At 39.1% G+C, this 22,887-nt stretch carries 6 protein-coding genes, 1 pseudogene and 1 riboswitch; of the genes and pseudogenes, 4 read left to right on the forward strand and 3 right to left on the reverse strand.

Translation table 11 applies throughout. From position 1 onward, the window contains the following. Window positions 1–29: 29 nt before the first annotated feature. Complete coding sequence (locus tag A4G25_RS09225; RefSeq protein WP_047130909.1) at window positions 30–5,600, reverse strand: YPDG domain-containing protein; 5,571 nt, start codon at window positions 5,598–5,600, stop codon at window positions 30–32. Between the two features lie 405 nt (window positions 5,601–6,005). Here A4G25_RS09225 and A4G25_RS13400 point away from each other — a divergent pair. Then, window positions 6,006–6,152: pseudogene (locus A4G25_RS13400) on the forward strand (YSIRK-type signal peptide-containing protein); the annotation flags it as partial. A gap of 351 nt (window positions 6,153–6,503) precedes the next feature. Then, window positions 6,504–15,770 carry a G5 domain-containing protein gene (locus A4G25_RS09230; RefSeq protein WP_408641256.1) on the forward strand — a complete coding sequence of 3,089 codons (9,267 nt, stop codon included), beginning with the start codon at window positions 6,504–6,506 and terminating at the stop codon, window positions 15,768–15,770. Between the two features lie 111 nt (window positions 15,771–15,881). On the opposite strand, the gene A4G25_RS09235 is transcribed toward A4G25_RS09230, so the two are convergent. Next, on the reverse strand, window positions 15,882–18,401 hold the full coding sequence (locus A4G25_RS09235) for a cadherin-like domain-containing protein (RefSeq protein WP_331852450.1): 2,520 nt from the start codon (window positions 18,399–18,401) through the stop codon (window positions 15,882–15,884). Further along, window positions 18,361–20,646, reverse strand: coding sequence for a YSIRK-type signal peptide-containing protein (locus A4G25_RS09240; protein WP_047130907.1), 2,286 nt, complete (start codon window positions 20,644–20,646; stop codon window positions 18,361–18,363). Before A4G25_RS09240 ends, A4G25_RS09235 begins: the two co-directional genes overlap by 41 nt. Before the next feature lie 630 nt (window positions 20,647–21,276). Here A4G25_RS09240 and A4G25_RS09245 point away from each other — a divergent pair. Together A4G25_RS09245 and A4G25_RS09250 are read left to right on the forward strand one after the other, a co-directional pair. Next, window positions 21,277–21,480, forward strand: a complete 204-nt coding sequence (locus A4G25_RS09245; protein ID WP_047130906.1) for a hypothetical protein — start codon at window positions 21,277–21,279, stop codon at window positions 21,478–21,480. 163 nt (window positions 21,481–21,643) lie between these two features. After that, window positions 21,644–21,752, forward strand: a riboswitch (SAM riboswitch). Between the two features lie 118 nt (window positions 21,753–21,870). After that, window positions 21,871–22,887 (forward strand): methionine ABC transporter ATP-binding protein, encoded by a 1,017-nt coding sequence (locus A4G25_RS09250; RefSeq protein ID WP_047130905.1) that lies wholly within the window; start codon window positions 21,871–21,873, stop codon window positions 22,885–22,887.

Below are 22,887 nucleotides of genomic sequence, written 5' to 3' on the forward strand. Positions count from 1 at the left end.
CCTCTAGTCGTCTCAGTTAATACTTAAATTTATTTTTGTGCTCTTTTTCTGCGTCTTAGGAGAGCAAATCCTGCAAGCGCTGCTAAAATACCTAAAGCCATAGTTGATTCAGTTGTACCAGTTTTTGGTAAAGATTTTTGTTGAGATTTAGCTGTTACAGCTTTATCTTTATTATCTTTAGTATTTACTGCTGATGAATCATTTGTTTTAGCACCGTTATTATTTACGCCATTGTTAGAACCATTGTTTCCGTTGTTATTGCTAGAACCATTGTCGCCATTGTTAGCATCATTAGTACCGCTGTTATCTCCAGCACCGTCTTTGCCATTGTCAGAGCCGTTGTTATTGTCAGTACCATTATTACCGTTATTATTTCCATCTTTACCATTGTTTTTGCCGTCTGTATCACATGCGTCACCTTTAGGTTCAACAACGTTTAACTGGATAGAAATTTGTTCAGTAGTACCATCTGGATAAGTTACTAATACTGGAACTTCAATTGTAGTTTCAGGTTTAGCATCTTTTGGAGCAACCGCAGTAATATCACCAGTATTAGAATCAATTGTGATTGTCCAACCTTCAGGTAATTTTGTGCCGTCTACGATTTCATATTTAGAACCGTCTGGCATTGTATTGTCACCAGTTTGATGAACAGTGATTGTTGCGCCAGGTTCGATATCAGTTTTATCGTAGCCAGGGTGGTTGTTATCTGCGTCTGTTTCTACTACTTTGACTTTAGCGCCAACTTCTTCAGTAGAACCATCTGGGTAAGTGACTTTAACCGGAATTTCAACAGAAGTACCAGGTTTAACGTCTTTGCCAGGAGTAGCTGTAACATCGCCAGTCTTAGGATCAACTTTAACTTCCCAACCTTCAGGAACATCGCTAGGGTCTACAGAGAAAGTAGTACCGTCAGGTAAGTTTTTATCACCTTTTTGTTCAACTGTAACCGGAGCACCAGGTTTAGTAGTAGCATCGCCGTATTTAGGGTTGTGATTATCAGCATCTGTAGCTACCACTTTGATTTTAGCGCCAACTTCTTCAGTAGAGCCATCTGGGTAAGTGACTTTAACCGGAATTTCAACAGAAGTACCAGGTTGTACGTCTTTACCAGGAGTAGCTGTAACATCACCAGTCTTAGGATCAACAGTAACAGTCCAACCATCTGGAACAGCATTAGGATCTACAGAGAAAGTAGTACCATCAGGTAAGTTTCTGTCGCCATTTTGTTCAACCGTAACCGGAGCACCAGGTTTAGTAGATGCATCGCCGTATTTAGGGTCGTGATTATCAGCATCAGTAGGAATTACTGAAACTTTAGCAGTTGTTTGATCTTCAGAACCATCTGGATAAGTGACTTTAACCGGAATTTCAACAGAAGTACCAGGTTTAACATCTTTACCAGGAGTAGCTGTAACATCGCCAGTCTTAGGATCAACTTTAACTTCCCAACCTTCAGGAACATCGCTAGGGTCTACAGAGAAAGTAGTACCGTCAGGTAAGTTTTTATCGCCATTTTGTTCAACCGTAACCGGAGCTCCAGGTTTAGTAGATGCATCGCCGTATTTAGGGTCGTGATTATCAGCATCAGTAGGGATTACTGAAACTTTAGCAGTTGTTTGATCTTCAGAACCATCTGGATAAGTGACTTTAACCGGAATATCTACAGAAGTACCAGGTTCAACGTCTTTACCAGGAGTAGCTGTAACATCGCCAGTCTTAGGATCGACTTTAACTTCCCAACCTTCAGGAACATCTTCAGGATCTACAGAGAAAGTAGTACCGTCAGGTAAGTTTTTATCACCTTTTTGTTCAACTATAACTGGAGCACCAGGTTTAGTAGATGCATCGCCGTATTTAGGGTCGTGATTATCAGCATCAGTAGGTGTTACTGAAACTTTGATTGGTGCTGTTTCAGAAGTGCCATCTGGATAAGTGACTTTAACCGGAATATCTACAGAAGTACCAGGTTCAACGTCTTTACCAGGAGTAATAGTTACATCACCAGTCTTAGGATCAACAGTAACCGTCCAGCCTTCAGGAACGTCTTTAGGGTCTACAGAGAAAGTAGTACCGTCAGGAATATCTTTGTCTCCAGTTTGTTTTACAGTAACTGGTTGTCCAGGTTTAGTATTTGCATCTTCATATGCAGGAGTATGATCTGCTGCATCATCAGAAACTACACCAACTTTAGCAGTTGCTTGATCTTCAGAACCATCCGGATAAGTGACTTTAACTGGAATATCTACAGAAGTACCAGGTTTAACGTCTTTACCAGGAGTAGCAGTTACATCACCAGTATCAGGGTCAACAGTAACCGCCCAGCCTTCAGGAATGTCTTTAGGGTCTACAGAGAATTTAGTACCTTCCGGTAAATCTTTATCTCCGTTTTGAGGAACAACAACTTCTTTGCCAGGTTTAGTAGTCGCATCGCCGTATGCAGGAGTATTATCATCTGCATCAGTAGGGACTACTGTAACTTTAGCAGGAGTTTGTTCTTCAGAACCATCCGGATAAGTGACTTTAACCGGAATATCTACAGAAGTACCAGGTTCAACGTCTTTACCAGGAGTAGCCGTTACATCACCAGTATCAGGATCAACAGTAACCGTCCAGCCTTCAGGAATATCTTTAGGATCTACAGAGAATTTAGTACCTTGCGGTAAATCATTATCTCCGTTTTGAGGAACAACAACTTCTTTACCAGGTTTAGTAGAAGCTTCACCGTAAGCAGGTGTATTTTCATCTGCATCAGTAGGAACTACTGTAACTTTAGCAGTTGTTTGATCTTCAGAACCGTCCGGATAAGTAACTTTAACCGGAATATCTACAGAAGTGTTAGGTTTAACATCTTTGCCCGGAGTAGCCGTTACATCACCAGTATCAGGGTCAACAGTAACCGTCCAGCCTTCAGGAACGTCATTAGGATCTACAGAGAATTTAGTACCTTGCGGTAAATCATTATCTCCGTTTTGAGGAACAACAACTTCTTTATCAGGTTTAGTAGAAGCTTCGCCATAAGCAGGTGTATTTTCATCTGCATCAGTAGGAACTACTGTAACTTTAGCAGTTGTTTGATCTTCAGAACCATCCGGATAAGTAACTTTGACTGGAATATCTACTGAAGTACCAGGCTTAACGTCTTTGTCTGGAGTAGCTGTTACGTTACCGGTATCAGGATCAACAGTAACTGTCCAACCTTCAGGAACATCGTTAGGATCTACAGAGAAAGTAGTTCCTTTTGGTAAATCATTATCTCCCGTTTGAGGTACTTCAATTGGAGCACCTGGTTTAGTTTCAGCTTTACCGTAAGCAGGATTGTGTGTATCTGCAGCATTAGGTGCAACAGTTACGTTAAATGTTTTAGTTGTTTCTTTACCATCACCATCAGTAGCTTTTACTGTAATTGCATAAGTTCCTGCTACATCAGGATTAAAGTTGCTATCATCCACTACTTCGAATTTAGTGTTTTTATTATCTGTAGTAGAAGCGTCATCTTCTTTATCAGTCACTGTAGCAAGTGATTTAAGATAAGAAGTTTTGTCTTGAGGTGTATCAAAATGTTTTTCACCTCTAACAATAGTAACGTCTGAAGCTTCAATAACTGGTGGCTCATCTGTTACATTACCTTCACCAGGGTTAGATTCATTACCAGCAACATCGTATGCAACTGCTGTAATTTTAGTGTCAGGTTTTAAATCAAGATTTGCTGGAACTGGTACTAACAACTTACCGTTGTCTACTGCAACTGGTGTATTGTCAAGCAACCATGTACCATTATCATCTTTTGTGAGTGTTACTGGTTGGTTTGCACCAGGGAAAGTAACTTCAATTTTGTTTGTATCTGTAGCAGCTGGCGGTGTTACAGGAACATTTTTAGCTACTGTATCAATGTCATCTACTGTAGGCGCTTCAGGAGCGACTGTATCTAAGTAGATTTTTTGATCTATACCCACGAAACATGTTTGATGAGGGATGTTTGAACCATCAGAAATTGCATTTCCATAGTAGAAAGAACCGAATTTAAAATTGATATATGATTCGAAATAAATACCATTTTCAGTAATATCGTTGTCTACTTGGAATTCTAAATTGATAGTACTTACAGTTTTATCAAACGATCTATTACCTACAGTAATAGTACGGTTTGTTGCATCGTAAGTGTATCCATCAGGAAGATCACCTTTAATTGATAAACCGTCAGGCACTTTGATAATTGTAGAGTTTTCATCTGAGTAAATGCCGCCATTATTAGAAGTTTCTAGAGTATATTTCAATACATCTCCACGTTTATAAATTTTTGTTTTACCGTAATAATTCGGTTCAGCTGTGCCGTCTGGTGCGATACGTGTTAGTACTTGTTGAGATTCTAATGCAGGTCCTAATTCTAGACCGACGTTATCAAATAGATAACCTGGATTATCAGCATCTGGATATGCTGCAACATAATTTTTTGGTTTGTCTCCTGCTTCTAAAACAATTTTAACTGCATTAACATTATCAGGAATTTTGTAAATTGTAGCTGCATATGTCCAACCGAAATAACCAGATGTTGTAGAAATTTCATCGGCTTTGTCTAAGTTTGTTAACTTTTGACCTGTTGCAGCATCAACTAAGTAAGCTACACCTTGTTCTGAATCAATATATGCATGCTCGCCTGTACCATAAACACCTCTGTATGAGAAGTGGAAACGCACAAGAGCGTCTGGGTTAACAGGAATCTCTTTAGATTCAACTTTTGTCCCTTGAGTCCCTAATTCAATATAGCGTTTTGTATCTGTACGGTAAGCGTTTCCTGAGTTTTTTTTCCAGTTAGCAGTACCTACTAATGTAGGAACGTCTTCACCAGATGAAGCTACTTCATTTTTACCTAAAGGATTGTTATAAACTTTAGTTTTTTCACCTTTAAATTCTGTAACTCCAGGTTGAGTTTGTATAGCCATTTCTGGTTGTACGATTGTAAATGATTTACCTGCAGAATCAGCAGCAAGGCGCCATCCCTCATACTGTTCATTTCCAGTGAATTGTTTTTCTTCCCAAGAATATTTAACAGTACCAGCATCTGCTGGACCACCAGGATACTTTTGTTCTACTTCTTCTGGTGTTACACCGCCCACGCTATAAACGTGTTCCATTGTTTTGGATTTAGATTGTGCTCCTGTAAAATCACCATTATCGAATGATTTTTCCCAGTCAACAAAAACACCATCTGCTGGGTTAACACCTGCTCCTTTAGCAGTTGGGTTTTCACCAACGTAACAGATATCATTTGTATCAATCTTATCTGTCGTTTTAGTATCTCTTGTGGCTGTATTCTCAGGTAAAGTTGCTTTGTCCGGAGAAGTAGCGGGTTGCGGGTTGTCTTGGTTCGTTGTGTCTGCTCCATTAGGTTGAGCTTCTGCTGCAGGCTGTGTTTGATCAGCTGCAGTTTTTTCAGGCGCAACTGCTGCTGCATCTTCTGCAGCTTCTGCTTGGTTGCCTACTCCTAAAAATAAAAGTGACCCAACAATAATAGAGGCTGTGCCAACAGAGAATTTTCTGATCGAATACTTGTTTTTCTTCGTTAGAATATCCACCTGTTGCTTCTCTCTTTTGTTCATGTAAATCCTCCTGTAAAAATAAAAATTCAGTAGCTCTACGCTAAACTACCAAATTTATAATATCATAGCGTTAATTAGATTGGAACTTTTATCTATAAAATTTCTTATCTAAAAAACGAGAAATATAAAAATAATATAACTTATATTTATATATTGGTGATGAAGAAAATACAGAAAAGATAAACGTTATTTTAAAGGGATTTTGAGTAACAAAAAATAGTTTAATACACATAAATTTAATTTGTATAAAAATAATAAGATATTAAATTATAAGAATAATCATAAAAGGAGTCAGTATAAAGTTTAATTTATTACACATATCATATACACAATCTATTTAAAGTGATATATAATTGTGTTGAGAGAGAGAGTCAATATGTTTTAAGAAGTAATCAGGAGGACAACATGAAATCAAAAAACAGCAAAAGATTAGACTTCTTGCCGAATACTCAAAATAAGTATTCTATTCGTAAGTTTACAGTGGGTACGGCATCCATTTTATTGGGAACAACTTTAATTTTCGGAGCAAGCCATGAAGTACAAGCAGCTGAAGAGAATAACTTGCAAGACACTGCACAAACTACATCAAGTGAACCTCAAACAGTTGATTTAAATTCAGACTTGCAAGCACAACAGCCAACAGAGAAACAAGAAATTATACCTTCAAGTGAGGAAGCAACAAGCCAAGAACAAAATACGAAAGTAGAACTTCAACAAAATGAAAATCATGTTGAAGCGCAACCTCAAGCAGCCGATCAAGAGAAAAACAACAGTGAAAGTACAGAGAGACAAGAAGCAGAATTAAAAACTGATGCTTCCAATAATGTTCAAAATCATGATAAAGATATAGAAAAACCTGAAATTGCGACTAGAGCACTTACAGATAATGCAAGTAATGAGGATGTGCCTTATGGATCATATGAGATTCCTCAAGAATTTATTCAAAAATACGAGCAGTCAACAGACCGAGAGAAACTCGTAAAAGAATTATTATCAGAAAATTATGAACCAAATGATGTTGAAGGTATTTTAGGGAAATTAAATGTGGATTATAATTCGATTTCTCCAGAGAATTTAGCTCAAGAAATATTAAGAGCTGGATTAGAATATGCGAATGAGCAAACATCTAAATATACTGTTTATGCAGTACGGGCTATTCCTGAAGATAGTTCTAGTGCAACAACGTATCCATATGGAGATGATAGAACACATTCTAATGTAAATCCGGAAGGTGGAACTGCTTCAGAAGTTGTAGGAGCATTAAAAACAGCGATTACTATCCCGGCAACAGGTATTTCTGTAAAAGGAAACGGGACAACTTATGTTGGACAAAAACCATCAAACTATACCTTTACTGCAATTCCTGACCACGAAAATAATGTTATGAAATTTACTGTGAAATATAACGCAAGTGCAGGAACAGGCGACCATTACATTGATTTAGGCGGCCTGAAATTAGGAAAAGATTATGGTTATCGCCCTACAATCCCATATGTCTATACACAAGTAGGTACGGTTACTAGACCAGGTGCACCAAGTACAATTCACGGCTCATTAAAAGAAGGGGTTGCCAAACCTGGTTATCCAGAAGGTTATGCTATGGATAATAGACCGGCTGTTACAAATGCAATGATTACCAATGGCGGTTATGGTCTTTTAGAATTTAATGTGCCTGTTAATAACTGGAATGGCGATTTAAGTATTGATGCGTTTCCAATGATGTTTTCTCAAACAGGACCATACGAAAAGTCGCCTAATCCTTTTTCAACTGATAACTATTTCTATGATAAAAGTGAAGTAGTTTTAGATGCTAACCCTGATATAAATATTACGCAATCAACTAAAGAAAAAGACGAAGTTGCTCCATTTGAAACAGAATATGTAACAACTAGTGACTTACCAGTAGGACAACAACGCATTAAATCTGAAGGCCAAACTGGAATAAAAACTTATCAGCAAAAAGAAGTGCGTTATAAAGATAAAGTTATCGGCAGAACACTTGAAAATGGTGTTATTACAGAACAACCAATTAATAGAGTAATTGAATTAGGTGTTGGTAATATTACTCCTGTTGAAAATGTTATGCCGCCAGTATTAGATCCTAAACTGTCTGGTATGAATACAGTGACTGGAGAAACTATTCCTAATGCAAAAGTTAATATTACAGTCGGATTAACTAACTACACAACTACTTCAGATGCTACAGGAAAGTTCAGCCAAGATTTAGCAACACCTTTAAAAGAAGAAGAAATTATCTCGGCAACTGTAGAAAAAGATGGTAAAACGAGCTTACCTGGTAAAACAATTGTACCTAGAGATGTTAAAGCTCCGACGCTTGCTTTTAAAAGTACAAAAACAACACAAGGTGGCGTAAATGGTACTTTAGTAACCGTTACCAATAAAGAAACTGGTGAAAAACTGGGTGAAACCTTTATTCCGGATGGTAAATCTGTTGGGGTTCAGTCAATGACGAAACAGCCAGATGGAAGTACACAAATTACATTTACTGATGGCAATTCCTTTACTATTGCCAAAGGCGATAAAGGCGATAAAGGAGAAAATGGTCAACCGGGTCATTCAATTACTATCTTAAATACACAAGATCTACCGAACGGTGATAAATACGTTCTATTTAGTGATAATACATCGATTACTATTCCAAAAGGAGCGAAAGGTGATCAAGGGGATTCGATTAAAATAATATCGACTAATCCTACTCCAAACGGTCCAAAAGTTACCTTCTCAGATGGAAGTTTTATGATAATTCCAAAAGGAAAAGATGGTGAAGATGGAAGAGATGGACGAGATGGTCAGGCTGGAAGAGATGGAGATTCAGTCACGATTACTTCTACTAAAACACAAAGTGATGGAAGTATAAAAGTTACCTTTAGTACTGGTAAATCGATTCTTATTCCAAAAGGAGATAAAGGTGATAAAGGTGATACTGGTGCAACAGGCGCACAAGGTGCAAAAGGTGAAAAGGGAGATTCTGGACAAGATGGTACTTCAGTCACAATTACTGAAACAAAAACCCTTCCTAATGGAAACAAAGAAGTAACATTCTCTGATGGTAAAACACTCGAAATACCAAGAGGCGACAAGGGCGATGTTGGTGAAAAAGGAACAGATGGTACTTCTGTAACAGTGGACCAAATTAATAAATTACCGAATGGTGATTCTGAGGTAGTCTTCAGTGATGGTAAAAAAGTGATTATTCCTAAAGGCGAAAAAGGAGACAAAGGCGACCCAGGCCAAGTGGGAGCAACAGGACCGAAAGGCGATAAAGGAGATCCGGGTGAAGCTGGACCAAAAGGCGATAAAGGAGATACTGGAGCTCAAGGTGCAGCAGGTCAAAATGGCCAAGATGGTAAATCAATAACAGTTGCGCAAGTAGAGGTACAGCCTAACGGGGATACGAAAGTAACCTTCTCAGATGGAAAAGAAGTGATTATTCCTAAAGGAGAGAAAGGCGAAGCAGCAACACCGTTAACAGTAACAGGAGAAACAAAAGATGCCGACGGCAACACAGTAGTTGAATTCAGCGACGGATCAACTATAACTGTGTCAAAAGGCGAAACAGGTGCTAAAGGCGATAAAGGAGATACTGGAGCTCAAGGTGCAGCAGGTCAAAATGGTCAAGATGGCAAATCAATAACAGTTGCGCAAGTAGAGGCACAGCCTAACGGGGATACGAAAGTAACTTTCTCAGACGGAAAAGAAGTGACTATTCCAAAAGGAGAGAAAGGGGAAAAAGGCGAAGCAGCAACACCGTTAACAGTAACAGGAGAAACGAAAGATGCCGACGGCAATACAGTAGTTGAGTTCAGTGACGGATCAACTATAACTGTGTCAAAAGGCGAAGCAGGAGCTAAAGGCGATAAAGGCGACCCGGGCCAAGCGGGAGCAGCAGGACCGAAAGGCGACAAAGGTGATACAGGTGAAGCTGGACCAAAAGGCGATAAAGGAGATACTGGAGCTCAAGGTGCAGCAGGTCAAAATGGTCAAGATGGCAAATCAATAACAGTTGCGCAAGTAGAGGTACAGCCTAACGGGGATACGAAAGTAACCTTCTCAGATGGAAAAGAAGTGACTATTCCAAAAGGAGAGAAAGGGGAAAAAGGCGAAGCAGCAACACCGTTAACAGTAACAAGAGAAACAAAAGATGCCGACGGCAACACAGTAGTTGAATTCAGCGACGGATCAACTATAACTGTATCAAAAGGCGAAGCAGGGGCTAAAGGCGACCCAGGCCAAGCGGGAGCAGCAGGTCCAAAAGGCGATAAAGGAGATCCGGGTGAAGTTGGACCAAAAGGCGACAAAGGGGATACTGGTGCCCAAGGTGCAGCAGGTCAAAATGGCCAAGATGGCAAATCAATAACAGTTGCGCAAGTAGAGGTACAGCCTAACGGGGATACGAAAGTAACCTTCTCGGATGGAAAAGAAGTGATTATTCCAAAAGGAGAGAAAGGGGAAAAAGGCGAAGCAGCAACACCGTTAACAGTAACAGGAGAAACGAAAGATGCCGACGGCAATACAGTAGTTGAGTTCAGTGACGGATCAACTATAACTGTGTCAAAAGGCGAAGCAGGAGCTAAAGGCGATAAAGGCGACCCAGGTCAAGCGGGAGCAGCAGGACCGAAAGGCGATAAAGGAGATCCGGGTGAAGGTGGACCAAAAGGCGACAAAGGTGACACTGGAGCTCAAGGAGCAGCAGGTCAAAATGGTGCAGACGGTAAGTCGATTACAGTTCAAAGTGTTCAACCAGATGCAAATGGCAACACTGAAGTAACCTTCTCAGACGGATCTAAAGTAGTGATTCCAAAGGCCCAAGACGGAGTTAATGGTCAAGATGGCACATCAGTTACAATTACTGGCAGTGAAGTTCAACCTGATGGTTCAACGAAAGTCACATTCAGTGATGGTCATGAAATTGTTTTACCAAAAGGTGAAAAAGGCGATAAAGGGGATGCTGGAGTACAAGGTATAGCAGGTCAAAATGGTGCAGATGGTACTTCTGTTACAGTTCAAAGCTCTGCTCCAGATGCAGATGGCAACACTGTTATCACATTCAGCGACGGAACAAAGGTTACAATTCCAAAAGGAGAAAAAGGTGATGTCGGAGCCCAAGGTGAAGCTGGTCGCTCTATTACAGTTCAAAGTACTGAAACAACACCAGAAGGCGATACAAAAGTAACGTTCTCAGATGGTACATCAGTTACAATCGCAAAAGGTGATACTGGCGCGACTGGTGCAGCAGGCCAAAATGGTACGGATGGTAAGTCAATTACAGTGCAAAGTGTACAACCGGATACAGATGGCAATACTGAAGTAACGTTCTCAGATGGCTCAAAAGTAGTAATTCCGAAAGCTAAAGATGGCGTGAACGGCCAAGACAGTCAATCAGTCACAGTTACTGGCAGTGAAGTACAACCAGATGGTTCAACGAAAGTAACGTTTAGTGATGGTCATGAAATCGTCATTCCTAAGGGAGAAAAAGGCGATACTGGTGCGACTGGTGCAGCAGGCCAAAATGGTCAAGACGGACAATCTATCACTGTCGCAAAAATAGAGCCGCAGCCGAATGGTGATACAAAAGTGACATTCTCAGATGGAAAAGAAGTGACTATACCTAAAGGAGAGAAAGGTGATAAGGGAGATACAGGTACAAATGGTGCTGATGGCACATCAATTACTGTTCAATCTTCCGAAGTACAACCAGATGGCAGTACAAAAGTAGTCTTTTCAGACGGTCACGAGGTTACAATTCCAAAAGCTCAAGATGGTCGATCAATTACAGTTGATAAAACAGAACCGGATGCAGTTGGAAACATAGTTGTTACATTCTCAGACGGCTCATCAGTCACAATTCCTAAAGGTGCAAAAGGCGATAAAGGAGATACTGGGGCTCAAGGTGAAGCAGGCCGAAATGGCGCAGATGCGAAACCATTAACAGTAACAGGCTCAACACAAACACCGGATGGCAATACTGAAGTGACGTTCTCAGATGGTACTAAAGTAGTCATCCCTAAAGGAGAAAAAGGAGAAAAAGGAGAAAAAGGAGAAAAAGGTGATACTGGCGCAACTGGTGCATCAGGGCAATCAATCACTGTTCAAAGTACTGAAACAACACCGGACGGTGATACAAAAGTAACATTCTCAGATGGTACATCAGTTACGATCGCAAAAGGCGATACAGGCGCTCAAGGTGAAGCTGGTCAAAATGGTACGGACGGCAAGTCAATTACAGTGAAAAGTGTTCAACCAGATGCAGATGGTAATACTGAGGTGACATTCAGTGATGGTACTAAAGTAGTAATACCTAAAGCTAAAGACGGTGTTAATGGTCAAGATGGCACATCAGTTACAATCACTGGCAGCGAAGTTCAACCTGATGGTTCAACGAAAGTAACGTTTAGTGATGGTCATGAAATTCTCATTCCAAAAGGAGAAAAGGGCGAAAAAGGTGACCCTGGAGCTCAAGGAGCAGCAGGCCAAAACGGCCAAGATGGTTCATCTATTACAGTAAAATCTTCTGAAGAACAACCAGATGGCAGTACAAAAGTTACATTCAGTGATGGAAAAGAAGTAACTATTCCTAGAGGTGCGAAAGGTGAACAAGGACTTCAAGGAGATAATGGAAAATCTATCACAGTTGATAACACCGCTCCAGATGCAGATGGTAATACCGTTGTAACATTCTCAGATGGTTCTAAAGTAACAATTCCTAAAGCTAAAGATGGTATCAATGGCCAAGATGGAGAATCAATCACTATAACAGGTACAGCAACTAATGCAAATGGCGATACGGTTGTAACATTCTCAGATGGTCATGAAATTACGATTGCTAAAGGTGAAAAGGGCGAAAAAGGTGAACCGGGCGAATCAGTTACGGTCGCTAAAGTTGAACCGCAACCGAATGGAGATACAAAAGTTACATTTAGTGATGGAAAAGAAGTTACTATTCCAAAAGGTGAAACAGGAGCACAAGGTGCCAAAGGAGATGCTGGCGAACAAGGGCCTAAAGGTGATGCTGGTACTTCAGTGACTGTAGACGCCATTAATCAATTGCCGAATGGGGATACAGAAGTAACGTTCTCAGACGGTAAAAAATTGACGATTCCAAAGGGTGAAAAAGGCGATCCGGGCGAAGCTGGACCAAAAGGCGACAAAGGAGATCCTGGAGCACAAGGTGAAGCAGGTCAAAACGGAGCAGATGCCCAACCTTTAACAGTAACAGGAGAAACAAAAGATGCCGACGGTAACACAGTTGTGGAATTCAGCGATGGAACAACGGTTACTATTTCAAAAGGCGAAGCAGGAGCTAAAGGTGAAAAAGGCGATCCGGGCGAAGCTGGACCAAAAGGCGACAAAGGAGATCCTGGGGCCCAAGGTGAAGCAGGTCAAAACGGAGCAGATGCCAAACCTTTAACTGTCACAGCTTCTACGCAAACACCAGATGGTGATACAGAAGTGACATTTAGTGATGGTACAAAAGTAACGATTCCGAAAGCTCAAGACGGTAGATCGATTACAGTTGATAAAACAGAAGCAGATGCAGATGGCAACACAGTAGTGACATTCTCAGATGGTAGCGCAATTACAATTCCTAAAGGTGAAAAAGGCGATCCGGGCGACGCCGGAGCAAAAGGCGACAAAGGAGATCCTGGAGCTCAAGGTGAAGCAGGTCAAAACGGAGCAGATGCTAAACCTTTAACTGTCACAAGTACTGAAAAAGATGCTGACGGCAATACAATCATTCACTTCAGCGATGGCGGTACTGCAGTTATCTCTAAAGGAGATAAAGGAGCAGATGGTCAATCAATTACTGTTCAAAATGCAGCACCTGATGCAAATGGCAATACAGAAGTCACATTCTCAGATGGTTCTAAAGTTACAATTCCGAAAGCTAGAGATGGTGTTGATGGCCAATCAATTACTATTACTGGCAATGAAATATTACCAAGTGGAGATGTAAAGGTTACATTCAGTGATGGTCACGAAATCATCGTTCCAAAAGGAGATGCTGGAGACTCTGTTACGATTGTTCAAACAACTAAGGATCCAGATGGCAACGCAGTGGTTTCATTCAGTGATGGAAGTAGCGTTACAATTCCTAAAGGGGAAAAAGGCGACAAAGGAGAAGCTGGAGAATCTGTAACTATCACAGGAACTGAAGTACAACCAGATGGTTCTACAAAAGTCACATTCTCAGATGGTCGTGAAATCAGCATCCCTAAAGGCAAAGATGGTAAATCTGTTACAATCACTAAAGCTGAACCAGATGCAGATGGTAATACAGTAATTGACTTCAGTGATGGTTCTAAAGTGACTGTACCAAAAGGACAAGATGGAAAATCAATTACTATCGCTAACACTGAAAACTTACCTGATGGCAATGTTAAAGTCATTTTCAGTGATGGACATGAAATCGTAGTACCAAAAGGAGATAAAGGTACGGATGGCCAATCTATCTCAATTACTTCTTCAGTCGTTCAACCAGATGGTAATACGAAAGTAGTATTCAGCGATGGACATGAAATTGTAGTGCCAAAAGGCCAAGATGGAAAATCAATTTCTATCGTTTCAACAACTAAAGATAAAAATGGTAACACAGTTGTAGAATTTAATGATGGTACTTCAGTTACAATTGCTAAAGGCGACAAAGGAGAAAAAGGAGATCAAGGTTTAAATGGTAATAATGGACGTGACGGTCAAGATGGTCAATCAATTACAGTAACTGGACAAACTATTGATCCTGACGGTAATACAAAAGTCACATTCAGTGACGGAAAAACAATCACGGTACCAAAAGGTCAAGACGGTACATCAGTCACTGTAAAAGATTCGCATCAAGATGAAGACGGTAACACAGTTGTGGAATTCAGCGACGGAAAAGCAATCACAGTATTGAAAGGTGCAGATGGTCGTGATGGCGTAGACGGCAAAGACGGTAAATCTATCACTATAACTGGCCAATCTATCGACCCGAACGGAAATACTATTGTAACGTTCAGTGATGGCAAAACAATTACAGTACCAAAAGGCCAAGATGGCAGATCTGTTTCAGTGAAAGGTTCTCATCAAGATGCAGATGGCAACACTGTAGTTGAATTTACTGATGGAAATGTTATCACTGTCTTAAAAGGTCAAAATGGCAAAGATGGTGTTGAGGGCAAATCTATTACGGTAACAGGCCAAAAAGTTGATTCGAATGGCAATACTATTGTTGTATTCAATGATGGACGTGAAATTACAATTCCAAAAGGTAAGGATGGTACATCAGTTACTGTGAAGAATTCGCATCAAGATAAAGACGGCAACACAGTAGTTGAATTCAGCGACGGAAAAACAATCACAGTATTGAAAGGTACAGATGGTCGTGATGGCCTTAACGGAAGAGATGCACAACCTTATACACCAGTTATTATTGTTAATAACTATATCGATGGTTATAATACGCACGTTGTTTGTTTGAGTGATGGACGTAAAATTGAAATTCCATGTTCTCCGAATGGTCAACCAGTTATTATCGTTGGTTATTACTACGATACAGTTGGAAATATTGTTTTACAATGCGGAGATAATTCACGTGTGATTGTTCCGTGTCAAAAACCAATTCAACCATCAGTATCTATTCCAATGATTCCATTGGTGCCAGCACAACCTAATGTTCCGGTACAACCTAGCGTACCAGCACAACCAACTGTCCCAGCGCAACCAAGTGTTCCAGCGCAACCAAGTGTTCCAACAAACCCGGATGGTCAAATTGAAATATCAAACGTACCTGGTCAACAAACACCGACAGTACCGACTCAACCAGGAGACACGCCAATTATTCCTAATGATTCAGGCAATCAATTTGTTCCAGAACAACCGAATACTGATACAAAAGTACCTTCAGTAGAAGAAGATAACAACAAAGGTAAACATGTAAAAGATACAAATCAAGATTTCACAACGCAAAAAACAAATACAGATATTAAAGTTGCGACTTCTGATGCGAAAGTTGAAAAAGCAAATAAAACAAATTCAACTCAACCTGAACAAAAAGTGAAAGCATTGCCGAATACAGGTAACGCTAATACAGCACCGATGTTGTATGGTACTATCTTTGCAGGTTTAGGAACAGCAATGATGTTTGGTATGAAACGTCGTAAAAATGAAAACTAAATATATGCTTTAAATTTGAGAATCAGGCTTTAATGCCTGGTTCTTTTTTGCACAAAAAAGCCTTAAAAGCTGATTTAACAGCTTTTAAGACTAAAATAATTACAATGGTATTTATAAGCTATCTTCTTTTTTTCTTCTGCTGAATGCAGCTAATCCAAACAATACAAGCGTTGCGCCAAACAGAAGTGTGCGTGTATTGTTATTTTCAACTCCTGTTTGAGGTAATGAATTTGTCTTATTTTCAGTGTTGTTTCGAGTTGCATTTTGTTTCGCTGCAGTTTTGTGAGTTGTTTGTGATTGCATTTTTTCTGATGGTTGTATGCTGATAGTAGGTGATTCTAAGTTTGTTTTTTCTAGTGTGATTTTTTCAGATATATATGATTCTTCAGATGTAATAGAGTTTTTAGAAAGTTGTGCAGTCGGTACATCTGTTGCTGTTATAACTTTATCATTAGGATGAGTGTGTGGTATGGAAGTATGATTTTCTTTTTTGATAAGATTATTTTTTTGAAGTGACTTATCTTTGTTAGGTGTCGGAATGTTGGAAGTATTTTCATTAGGAACAATCACTTTTTTCACTATTTCATGAGTAATAGGAGTACTTGGTTCAGGATCAATATTTTGAACAGTTGGTTTTAGTGGTTCTTTTTCTTTGATGACTGGTTTTTCTTGAGGATGGTTTTGGTTATCGGTAGTTGATGGCGGTTGTTCTTCAGCAGTTACTGGAGTCACATGCGGTGTATATTTTGCTGTAACAGACGTGCCATTTTTGTCCACACGTTTTACTTCAACACTTGAACCATCACCTGTGAAATGAGGAACCGGTGTGAATGTGATTTTACCATCTGGATCCATTGTATAAGTACCTTCGTCTGGAATAACTACTTTATCAACTTCATCCCCTGTATTCGGGTCGATTAATTTAGGAGGAACAGTTTCATCAATCGGAATTAGAGGGTGTCCTTCTATAAAAGTAGGTGTGCCTTCTTGAGGTTCACCTTGAGGTCCTTCAGAAGTAGCCGGTGTACCGATAGGTGTTACAGCAGTCACTTTCGGTGTATATATCGCAGTAACAGACGTGCCGTTTTTGTCCACACGTTTTACTTCAACACTTGAACCATCACCTGTGAAATAAGGAACCGGTGTGAAGGTCACTTTTCCATCTGGCTCAATTGTATAAGTACCTTCATCAGGAACGATTACTTTATCAACTTCTTCGCCTGTATTCGGGTCGATTAATTTAGGAGGGACAGTTTCATCAATCGGGATTAAAGGATCTCCACCTTCGAAAGTAGGTGTGCCTTCTTGAGGCTGACCTTGAGGCCCTTCAGATGTAACTGGTGTACCAACAGGGGTAACTGGTGTAACATTCGGTGTGTAAGTGGTTTGAACAGTTGTACCGTTAGTATCGACACGTTCAACAGTGATTGGAATCGCTTTTCCAGTAAATTGTGGTTCAGGTGTAAAAGTAATTGTGCCATCGTTATTGGCGATATAAGTGCCTTCGTTAGGGATGATTAACTTAGAAACTTTGTCCCCAGTATTTGGATCAATCAACTTCGGTGCACTATTTTTGTCAATCGGAACTAAAGGATGTCCTTCTTTAAAAGTAGGTGTGCCTGTTTGTTTTTGTCCTTGAAGCCCTGTTGATTCAGAAGGTTCAGCTGCTGGAATAACTGAAGAAACGTTAGGTGTATATGTTGCAGTAACTGGGATACCGTTTTTATCGACGCGCTTTACTTTGATAGTTGTTCCTTCACCGATAAAGTGAGGTTCTGGAGTGAATGTGACTTTACCATTTGGCTCAATTGTGTAAGTACCTTCATCAGGAACGATTACTTTATCAACTTCATTACCTGTATTCGGATCAATCAATTTCGGTGCAGTATTTTCATCAATCGGAACTAAAGGATTGCCGCCTTCGAAAGTAGGTGTACCCTCTTGAGGTTGACCTTGAGGACCTTCAGATGTAACTGGTGTACCTACTGGAGTAACCGGTGTGACATTCGGTGTGTAAGTGGTTTGAACAGCTGTTCCGTTAGTATCGACGCGTTCGACAGTGATTGGAGATGCTTTTCCTGTAAATTGAGGTTCAGGTGTGAAGGTAATTGTGCCATCATTATTTGCGATATAAGTGCCTTCATCAGGGATAGCTAACTTAGAAACTTTGCTTCCTGTGTTTGGATCGATTAATTGAGGTGCGATTGTTTCATTAATCGGAACTAAGGGGTTACCTCCTTTGAATACAGGTGTTCCGATTTGCGGTTGCCCTTGAAGACCTGTAGTTTCAGCAGGCTCGGCTGTTGGTGTCACAGGTGTAACAGTTGGAATATAAACAGCATCCATTGTTGTTTTACCATTGATGCCTTGATTGATATTTTCTAAATTATTCTCATCTGTGTTACTTGTCCAACCGGATGTATTTCCGTTTAAATCAGTAGCGCGTAAAACAATACCTTTTGCGGTACCTTTGAATTGAGGATCAGGCGTAAATGTAATTGTGCCATCTGGTGTCACATCATATTGACCTTCATTTGGTACAGTTAATGATGAAACTAATTTTCCATCGGTATCTACGATTTGTATTGCTTTAACAGTGTCTATTGTATTTTTTTTTTGGCCACTCTTTATCTACACGTCCAAAAGCATTAAATATTGCTTTAGAAGTTTGTGTTTGACCTTGAAGTCCTGTAGTTTCAGACTTTTCGCCTCTTGGCGGGTGAATGACTTTAATTTCAAAATCTTCAACTTCTCCCGAATATGCAACACCATTTGGAAGATTGACTGAATCTTCAGCAAGAGAAGTGCGGACTCTTACGCCTAAATAGTTAAGAGAGGTATCTGTAACTTGAGGTGCGTTGTGGAATAATAAAGTGATTTTTTTACCTTCATCTCCAGTTCTGCTAAGTGACACAAGTTCTGATGCTTCGTTTGAATCGAATACGCCATTATGATTATAATCACCCCATCCACGCACATATGAAGTGTCGTTATCACCTGTGTTTGCGATGATATCTAATGCGTAAGTTTGATTGGCAGCATTATAAACGACATAATTTTGATTTGCGCCAACTAATTGTTGTTCACCTTCATCAGCTGCTTTGGCGCTTGTTGGAGTGTTGATGTCATCTGTTTGCCAGGCGATTGCTTGTTTATTCAGTTCATCAAAATCAATATCTGCTTTTTGTGTACCTAAAAATGGTTGGCTGACATTTGTATTTTCAGTTATAGCGTGAATTGCTTCACCATAAGAAGCAGGGGCATCACCTTTATCTAAAATAACAAAGCCCATTTGAACGGTTTGTATTCCAGTTGAGTTTACAAAGAAGGAAACTTCAGTTGCGCCTGTAGTGACAACTATTGGTACACTGTTATGGTCTTGTCTTGTTTGGTTGGGACCAAAAATTTGAGTACCTAAACCGCCGAAGTTTTTATCAGGGGAAACATAATATTTACCTTTACCATGTTCACCTTTGTCAATTGAATCTATAAAATAACCATCATCAGCAGTAATGGGATGATAATTTTCTGGATTGCCTTCATTTTTGACATTCGCAAACAATTCCCAACCTGATCCGTTCGTAGTATAAATCAGCGCTTCGATATTTTTAGCTTCTTCTCCATCGGACATGACAATATTAGCAGGTACTTCTCGGCCATTGTAAGTAGTTTTAACTTCAAAAGTTGCACCGACATTACCATAGTTTCTATTAGAACCGAAATTTGTCAGTCCTTCACCCGTATCTACTCCTGCTTTTTTCAAATGAGACCAATTTGGATCTTGTTTTGTGACCACTACATAGGCAGGTTTATCGATTTCATCATCATGCGCATCTTTTCTGACAATATTAGTAGCTTTCGGGTTATAACCAGAATCAGCATCTCCTTCAGCACGACGTTCATAAATCGGTGTTGATTCAAAAGGTTGTAAAGATTTAACTGTAGCTGTTACCACAAGACCTGGCATAATTTCTTTTTCGTATTTTGTACCGACTTGCAGTGCCATTTGTCCCGTATCGCTTTGTCCGTAATTTGAAATAGCATTTGTATCTGAAAAATCTAACCATGTAATTTGATGATTGATATTATTGACTTGTTCTTTTGATAAAGCAGGAAGATCAGAAGCTTTGTTGACATTAGTTTGTATTGTTGGATCTGGTCCAATCATTTCATCTGTTGCATTTGTGCTGGAAGTTGAAAGTTTTGATGATTGAGAAGTTAAGTCAGGTGTTTGAGGTTGGGGAGTTGAAACAGTGACATCAGGTTTTGGAGCGGGATTGTTTATAGCAGCTTCATTAGATGATTGGGATTGATTGTTATCTGCTTCAACGTTTTGATGCGTATCTTGTTCTTGTATTGTTGATGATTCAGTGTTGTTTGTGTCTGCAGTTACTTCTTTTTGAGGTTTTGGTTGAGTATTATCTTGAGCAGGTACAGCAGGTTTTGTTGAATCAATTGTTTTTAAAGCGTTATCTGGGTTGTCTGATGAGTTTTCAACTTTATTTGAAGTATCTGTTTTGTCTTCTTGGATGGTATTTGAATTCTGAGTGGGATTAGTTGTTGTTCCAGTAGCATTTAAGTTAGCGGATGTAAGGTTTGGATTTTTTTCATCTGCGGTTGCTGTTTTTGGTGTTTCTTCAATAGAACCTTGTGCAGGTTGCGCATTTTGAGGTGCAGAATCTGAAGTTTGGTGATCCGAGGATAACACAGTTGTATCAGGATTTATATTTTCAGTGCTTGCACTTGCCTCATGAGAATAGCCTAAAAAGAATAAGCTGCTCACAATAATGGAGGCTGTCCCTACAGAAAATTTTCTGATTGAATATTTGTTACGGATGTTTGGTAGAAAATCAAAGTGGTTTTTTCTTTTTCTCATTTGTTGTTCTCCTAGTATTCTGTTTTGTGTTAATTTAAATAATTTGAAAGTGACATGATACGAAGTATAAGTTGTAGAATGTCTTTTGTTACGATGAGTAAATATGTGAGGTTGGAGCTATAAGTTACGCTTTGAAATTAGAAAGTGCATTTTAAGATGAAGATGGTCTCCAGAAGAAGTTTAGTGTGTGAAATGAAAATGTTTTTGTTTCGATAAAAAGATGTTTAATGGACTGGGGATAGAAAATAGGGTGTCTTTGTGGAATTTGTATAGCACCATCATCTCCTTTGAAAAGAAAGTGAATAGTCATCTGTTTAACTATTAAAATCATCCTATCACAAAATTTCTGTAATGTGAATATTAATTTAAAATAAAATTTATGAGGATTTTTGAAATTAAGATTAATTAAATAAGTGATTTTAAACAATGGATTTACTAATAATATCAAACGAAAAAGCAATAATACGTGATTATAAGTACTATGACAGAGAAGGCTATTAACGCAACTTGAATTTCAAATTAAGCTTTTAAATTTTTTTATCTCCATTCATTTCTCTTTATTGAAACGATTTTTAAATTGTATTCTAAGGTGATAAGGTGAACGTAGAATAGGCAAAGGAGCGAGAATGGATGAAAGTGTCAGCAGAAGTCAGATTTACAATTACTTTGATATTAGTATTTGGAGTAGGGTTTATAATACAGAATTTCTTTACAACAAATAGTTGGGTGAGTTTTCTTTTCGAACTTGTTATCAGCGTAATAGTTGCTTTTGTTTTAACATTATTAATCAATTTTATTTTTGAAAAAATGGAAAAGAATAAAAATAGTAAATGAACTGATTTTGAGTAGATTTATCATTGTGTTGAAAACTTGCAAACGCTTACCGCTCTAGTGTTTAGAATTAAGTTGAAATTAACAATTTTCTAAAAATTAATGTTGACTTTTTCACTCAGTAATGTAATATATGGAATATAAATAAATGAATTGAATACATAAACTCTTATCCAGAGAGGTGGAGGGACAGGCCCTACGAAACCTCGGCAGCAGGATCAGCGATAAAAATGATTACTGTGCCAATTCCTACAGCGGAGCTGTGAAGATGAGACGAGCCGATATATTATTCCGAGGACTTGTTTCATTGTCCCCGGAATTTTTATTTTTCAAAATAAAAATCTAAATAGAGGCAAAATTCATTTATTTCAAATTATCAGAGGGGGCTAATCAATGATTGAGTTCAAGGATGTCATAAAAACATTCCATAAGCGCTCAACAGAAATTCAAGCTTTGAAAGATGTCAGTTTTACCGTAGAACGCCAAGAAATCTATGGTGTAATCGGCTATAGCGGCGCAGGTAAAAGTACATTGATCAGAATGGTGAATAAGCTTGAAGATGTAACGTCTGGAGAAGTTATCGTCGATGGACATCGAATAGATCAATATAGCAAGAAAGCACTACGCAAAGTCAAAAAGAATATTGGCATGATATTCCAACACTTCAACTTGTTAAATTCAAAAACGGTATTCAGCAACGTGGCAATGCCGCTTATTCTTGAAGGCAAGGACAAAAAATACATAAAAGAGAAAGTAGAGGAAATGCTTGATTTCGTGGGTCTTGGAGATAAAGGTTCACAATATCCGAACGAACTTTCAGGTGGTCAAAAACAAAGGGTGGCAATTGCACGTGCACTCGTGACAGATCCTAAAATTTTATTATGTGATGAAGCAACAAGTGCCTTAGACCCGGCAACAACTGATTCTATCTTACAACTTTTAAAACGCGTCAATGAAACATTCGAAGTCACAATTTTATTAATAACGCATGAAATGAGTGTTATTCAAAAAATTTGTGACAAGGTTGCTGTGATGGAACAAGGGCGTGTGATTGAAAAAGGAACAGTGTTAGATGTATTCAGTCATCCGAAAACTAAAACAGCTAAGAACTTTGTTTCAACTGTTATCAGTACTGATATCAGTGAAAAAATGATACATCAGTTGCCGACAGATGAAAATTATCAAGATGTGAAAGTGTACATGGAAGGCTCGCAATTAGGTTTGTCAGTTATCCAGACATTGATTAAAACATTCAATCTAGATGTTAATGTGATTTACGCTTCTATGTCTGATATTCAAGATACTTCAGTTGGTTATCTAACATTGCGTATTAAAGGTTCTGATGAAGAAAAACAACGCGCATATGATTATTTGAAACAACATCATATCGAATATGAGGAGGTTGGATAA

The sequence above is a fragment of the Staphylococcus condimenti genome (genome assembly GCF_001618885.1).
Taxonomy (GTDB): Bacteria; Bacillota; Bacilli; order Staphylococcales; family Staphylococcaceae; genus Staphylococcus; species Staphylococcus condimenti.

What these genes read in the sequence shown, in the direction of transcription:
- A4G25_RS09225 (WP_047130909.1), bottom strand. Translation starts at nt 5,600, where the DNA reads ATGAACAAAAGAGAGAAGCAACAGGTGGATATTCTAACGAAGAAAAAC.
- A4G25_RS09240 (WP_047130907.1), bottom strand. Translation starts at nt 20,646, where the DNA reads ATGAGAAAAAGAAAAAACCACTTTGATTTTCTACCAAACATCCGTAAC.
- A4G25_RS09245 (WP_047130906.1), top strand. Translation starts at nt 21,277, where the DNA reads ATGAAAGTGTCAGCAGAAGTCAGATTTACAATTACTTTGATATTAGTA.
- A4G25_RS09250 (WP_047130905.1), top strand. Translation starts at nt 21,871, where the DNA reads ATGATTGAGTTCAAGGATGTCATAAAAACATTCCATAAGCGCTCAACA.